The following is a 5248-nucleotide window of genomic DNA, read 5'->3' as shown; positions in this document are numbered from 1 at the left end:
TTTGCTTTGATTGCTTCCATAAGTTGTTCCCTGACAAGCCAATTCGGAAGGTTACGTTGGGTCGGCAATGCGTTGTGTGCAAAGCGCAAACGGATCGAACGGAACAGATGATTCCTGTTGAGGCAGAGGACATTCCGCTGGCTAAGCAAATAGCTCAAGTGCCGCAACGAGTACTCCACCGAACTGAATGGCATGCCGACCGGTGTGTCGCTGTTCGTGTGGCTGCCGGACCAGCGGGCCAGGTGTCGTATGGTGGTGCATAGGCGGTGCAGGCTCCGGCCGACCATCCAAAGGGCCCCAAGGGGCGATGCGGAGCGGGCCCACCTGCGCGCGCAATGGGACGCTGGGCCGAGGCGATGCCATGAGAGCGGCAAGTCTGCACCCCTATTAATAATTCGCTTCGATCATGATGTCGTTGCCAACCACCATCGCGACATAACCGTCCTACACCGCGAGGTCGCCAGGCTGCAGCGCGCCCGGCAGGGCTTCACCGTTACATCGCACCTGGGTGGGCGGAGCCCTCGGGTTATGAGGCGAGATGCTCTCGGGCGGGGGTACCGCCGGCGCTGGGAGGCGCGCAGAATCGGAACAGGAGTGGAGGAAGGAGTCGGCGATGAAAGCCAACGTAGGCGACTGGTTGGTGATCAAGGGCACGACAACCGAGCGCTCGGACCAGCGGGGGCTTATTACGGAGGTGCACTCGGCGGACGGCTCGCCACCCTACGTGGTGCGGTGGCTCGCCACCGGCCATGTGGCGACGGTGGTTCCCGGCCCTGACGCCATTGTGGTGACACCCGAGGAGCAGGAAGCAGCGGACGAGCGGGCACAGGAACGGGCCGCACACCGCGGCACCAACGACTAGGTGCTGCGGCTCGCCGTTATCGCCCCGCAGGCTTGCTGGCGGCCTGGTTAGGCCATCACGCGATGGGCTCTCGCGCATGCGGGCGGACGGCACTGAGTTGGATGCCGGTCGGTCTAACCCGACATCGCCATGTCCCGGAAGCCTCGCTCGTAGTGGGTCACCCAGAAGAAGGCGTCTTCAGCTTCTCGGGCCTGTTCGCCGACGGAGGACCTTCGGCCTCAGTCAGCCTCCATACCAACTTGTTCAATTTCGGTTAGGTCGTCGGGGTCTGCAGCCACGATGTCCTAGGTGCCGGTCCGGGTTCGCCCGCGTCATACCTGTCGCCCTGCGGGGTTGGCTCTTAGACGGCTTGCGTCCCGGGTCGGCGCCGTTGGCCGGGAGTGGCTGAAGAGAGGCCTGCAAAGCCGAAAGTTGGTGTGCCCTCCCCGCTTCTCAAAGCGCATATCGAGTTAGGGAGGACAACACATTGCCCGCAACAGCGAAAGACCCGGTGATGATCGCGGTCGATCCGCACAAGGCCTCGTGGACCGCCGCCGCGGTCGATGCCTCGTTGCAACCGCTGGAGATCATCCGGGTCCCTGTCAGCCGGGAGGGCTACCGCGAGCTGCGCCGATTCGCTCAACGCTGGACCAACAGCCGGTGGGCTATTGAAGGCGCCGCCGGTCTGGGCGCCCCACTGAGCAACCGGTTGGTCCGTGATGGCATCGAGGTGGTCGATGTTCCTGCCAAACTCGCCGCGCGAGTGCGGGTGCTGTCTACGGGTCATGGACGCAGAACCGATCAGGCCGATGCGGTGTCGGTCGGTATCGCCGCGTTGACAGCGACCCGGCTGAACACCGCCAGAACCGACGCGGCCATGACCGCGCTGCGTGCGCTGGTGGAGCATCGTGACGACCTGGTCAAGATCCGCACCCAAACCATCAACCGGCTGCACGTGCTGCTCACCCAGCTCACACCCGCGGGTGCAGCGCGTAACCTGACCGCCAATCGAGCCGCCGACCTCCTGCGTCAAGTACGGCCAAGCGACCCCGCGGCCAAGGCGCTGCGCGGGCTGGCGGTGGACCTGATCGTCGAGATTCGCCACCTCGACCGCCGCATCACCAAAGCTGCCGCCGACATCGAGACTGCCCTCAGCGCATCGGGCAGCACCCTGACCCAGCTCTGCGGAATCGGCACCCTGACCGCGGCCAAGATCCTGGCCCGCGTCGGCTCGGTTCATCGCTTCCGATCGGAGGCAGCGTTCGCCTCCTACACCGGCACCGCCCCAATCGACACCTCATCCGGCGATGTCATCCGCCATCGCCTCTCTCGCGCCGGGGACCGCCAGCTCAACTGCTGCCTACACACCATGGCGATCACCCAGATCTCCCGCGACACCCCCGGGCGGGCCTACTACCAGCGGAAAAGATCAGCCGGCAAAAGCCACCGAGAAGCGTTGCGCTGCCTCAAAAGACATCTGTCGGCCAGCGTCTATCGCCAACTGGTACATGACGCCACGACCCTGGTAGGGGCAGGCCCGGCGGGACACGTGGGGGCGGCTCAAGTGTCCAGCGCGGCCGGCTCACACCCCTTTGCCGGCACTTCGGACCAGTCACTCACCGGGCCAGCCAACCGCCACCATACAACCGGCGACCAAGAGTCTTGACACAGACCTCCGATAGGGGATGGAGGTCAAGCAGCGGCTGGTATCGGCGGGGTGAAGGCGAGTTGCTCGTTGTAGAGCTGGCTGGTCTGCAGGCAGTGGTGCAGCTGACCGAGCATCCGATTGAACAGGTGCCGGAGTGCGGCTGGGTGACGGTCGCCGCGGGCGCGGCGGCGTTGGTAGTGGGCTCGGGCCGCTGGCGCGTTGGTGAGGGCCATGAAGGCCCAGGTGTAGCCGACCGCGGCGAGGCGATCATTCTTGATCCTGCGGTGGGTGACGGCGTGGCTGCGCCCAGATGCGCGGGTGACGGGGGCCGAGCCGGCGTAGGCCTTGAGCGCGCGGGCGTCGGCGAAACGGGATCGGTCATCACCGATCTCGGCAAGCACCCGGGCGCCGCTGACTTCGGCCAGGCCGGGGAAGCTGGTGATCACCGCGTAGTCGGGGTGCTTGGGGAAGGACTCGCTGATCGCCTCGGCGAGCTGGTCCATCCCCGCGCAGGCGGCATTGAGGACCGCGAGCAAGCTCAGTGTCTGCACACCCATCGCGTGCTCCACCAGTTCGAGTTGGCGCAGCTGCGGTTGTCGCAATGCCTGCCGCAGTTGGTCAGCCAGCCGGTCGATGTTGCGCTGGCGGCCGCCGCGGCGCAACGCAGCGGCGATCCTGGCTCGAGTGAGCTTCACGCCGGCGGCTGGTGTCGGCGCGATGGCCAGTAGCGCTCGGGCGTCCGCGCTGGCGAGGTTGGTCACGCCCGCTGCTGTGAAGGCCTCGAGGAATCCGGGGTAGTACTCGCGCAGGTGGGCGCGGAGTTCCTGCACGGCCTTGGTGCGCCGCCAGGTGGCGTCCTGGTGGGCGCGGGCGAGCACCGCGATTGCTTGGGCGAGTTCGCTGTCGGCGGGCAGGGGATGGTGCGCGTGGCGGTCGGTGCGCAGGATGTTGGCCAGCACCATCGCGTCGGCGTGGTCGCTTTTGGAGCGGGCGACTGTCCAGCGTTCGCGGTAGCGGGCCACTGCCATCGGGTTGATGGCATAAACCCCTCGACCCGTTGCGCGCAGGGCGGCCACAAGCAGTCCCCGAGGCGTTTCGATGGCTATCGGGATCGGGTTGTCCTCGTTGTCTCCGGCGTCGGCCAGTAGCTCGGTTAGCATGGCGAAACCCTCGGCGTTGTCGCTGATCCGGCGCTGGGCCACCAGCTGGCCGTGCTCGTCGACCAAGGCGACGTCGTGATGCCTTTCCGCCCAATCGATTCCGCAGGTCACCGACTGTCGTGCGGTCATCTTCACCTCCACAAAATGGACTATCCTTGACGAGGTTGCGAGACCCTGAACGGGAACGCGCGGCGCCCTAATAGCAAGGCTCTATGGCCTATCCTCCGATTGAGCCGTTCGCGATCCCAGCAACCCGCACGGCTCCGGTCTTTCACAGAGCTCGAAGCTCGCGTTATCTCAAGGTGTTGACCGTGCGGGCGGGCTCGAACCACGAGCAGCAATCTGCTGCAGGAGATCGCGGTGACAGTCCCGACGCGCCGTAGCGCGCTGATCTTCGGGAGGACTTGAAGTCCAGCTGATCCCAACCGTCCACCTCGTACCCGGCCGGGCCCGGCACCGCACGCCCTGTTCGACGTGGTGTCTACAGCGCAGCTTGGCGAACGACTCCGGTGGCCACCCCGCCGCGCACGGTCTGTGTCAAAGCCTCACGGGCTTGAGAGGCGCCAGGCGTCGACTGCAAGCGGTCGCCGAAGCCGTTCGGGCTCTATTAGAGAGAGGCGCCGTCTAGAGTCGTCGGATGACCCAACCGTGGTGTGCCTTGTAGCTCCCGGCTCGTTAATTGCTTTACAGCTTCGACTTTGCTCTCAGGAGTGCGCATGGCCGATGTGGACGCCACGTTGTCGCCCGCCTTGCACAAGGCAATGGAACTGCTCGCCAATCCACCGACGAGTCCAGATGTCAGCGAGGGCTATCTCGATCTACTGGGCACCGGAGCGGGCGGGGACACCGCACTGCCTCGAAACACGGGGGCGATCCAGTCGGTGTGGGCCTCGCGGGTCGGGTCGCTGCTCTATGACAACGCCCAAGCCCTATCGCGCAGGCTGTTCACCGCATGGCAGGAGCCGACCGAGTGGTTGAACATCGCGCCGCGCGCGACCGCGCTGGACGTCGGCTGCGGTCCCGGGAGTGTCACCGCGTCGCTGGCCCGCGCCGTGGGCCCGGACGGATTGGCGTTGGGCGTCGACGTTTCTAAGCCGATGCTCGCCCGCGCGGTCAAGGCCCACGCGGCACCGCAGATCGGCTTCTTGCGCGCAGATGCGCAACGGCTTCCCCTGCGTGACCAGACCGTCGACGCGATCGTTTCGATCGCCGTGCTGCAATTGATACCCGACCCAGTGGCGGCGCTGGCAGAGATGGCGCGGGTGCTGCGCCCAGAGGGACGACTGGCTGTGATGGTGCCCACCGTCGGGGGAGCTGCTGCCAGGTTTTGGGAAAATCTGCCCCACACCGGGGCCCATGTGTTCGGCGAAGACGAACTCGGCGACATCCTGGAGGACCACGGCTTCGTCAGCGTCCGGACCAAGAGTGTCGGCACTATTCAGTGGGTGCGTGGGAAACGCGGATGACACGGCGGTGGTGGTCGCGCCAACCATGCCGACCGGTGGCCAAAGCCGCCCGATCAGTGGTGCCCACACCGTGCCCACAATCTGCCCACAGTTACAGATAACTCCTGTGAACTACCGTGATGTCTTTCAGCTG

5 protein-coding genes are annotated in these 5248 nt (G+C 65.7%); 3 read left to right on the top strand and 2 right to left on the bottom strand.

Features of this window, described 5'->3' with window-relative positions:
* On the bottom strand, window positions 1–194 hold a 194-nt coding region (locus tag VKI00_RS00125; RefSeq protein WP_324434312.1), incomplete at its 3' end, for a hypothetical protein.
* A gap of 419 nt (window positions 195–613) precedes the next feature.
* Between VKI00_RS00125 and VKI00_RS00120 the strand changes: the two genes are divergently transcribed.
* Both VKI00_RS00120 and VKI00_RS00115 read left to right on the top strand, forming a co-directional pair.
* The gene (locus tag VKI00_RS00120; protein WP_324434310.1) at window positions 614–862 is read left to right on the top strand and encodes a DUF1918 domain-containing protein; all 249 of its coding nucleotides are present in this window, start codon (window positions 614–616) and stop codon (window positions 860–862) included.
* Window positions 863–1328: 466 nt separating this feature from the next.
* Window positions 1329–2507, top strand: coding sequence for an IS110 family transposase (locus tag VKI00_RS00115; RefSeq protein WP_324434308.1), 1179 nt, complete (start codon window positions 1329–1331; stop codon window positions 2505–2507).
* 26 nt (window positions 2508–2533) lie between these two features.
* Here the strand turns inward: VKI00_RS00115 and VKI00_RS00110 are convergent, their stop codons facing one another.
* A complete protein-coding gene (locus VKI00_RS00110) occupies window positions 2534–3778 on the bottom strand; it encodes an IS110 family transposase (RefSeq protein WP_324434306.1) in 1245 nt (414 codons plus the stop codon).
* A 587-nt stretch (window positions 3779–4365) separates the two neighbouring features.
* Here VKI00_RS00110 and VKI00_RS00105 point away from each other — a divergent pair.
* Window positions 4366–5115 carry a methyltransferase domain-containing protein gene (locus VKI00_RS00105; protein WP_324434304.1) on the top strand — a complete coding sequence of 250 codons (750 nt, stop codon included), beginning with the start codon at window positions 4366–4368 and terminating at the stop codon, window positions 5113–5115.
* Window positions 5116–5248 lie beyond the last annotated feature (133 nt).

The sequence above is a fragment of the Mycobacterium sp. genome, from assembly GCF_035314665.1.
In the GTDB taxonomy this organism is placed as follows: domain Bacteria; phylum Actinomycetota; class Actinomycetes; order Mycobacteriales; family Mycobacteriaceae; genus Mycobacterium.
This window is presented reverse-complemented; position numbering and strand designations above follow the sequence as displayed.

Excerpts from the sequence above, each read along its gene's own strand:
- VKI00_RS00120 (WP_324434310.1), top strand. The coding sequence starts at position 614 with ATGAAAGCCAACGTAGGCGACTGGTTGGTGATCAAGGGCACGACAACC.
- VKI00_RS00110 (WP_324434306.1), bottom strand. The coding sequence starts at position 3,778 with ATGACCGCACGACAGTCGGTGACCTGCGGAATCGATTGGGCGGAAAGG.
- VKI00_RS00105 (WP_324434304.1), top strand. The coding sequence starts at position 4,366 with ATGGCCGATGTGGACGCCACGTTGTCGCCCGCCTTGCACAAGGCAATG.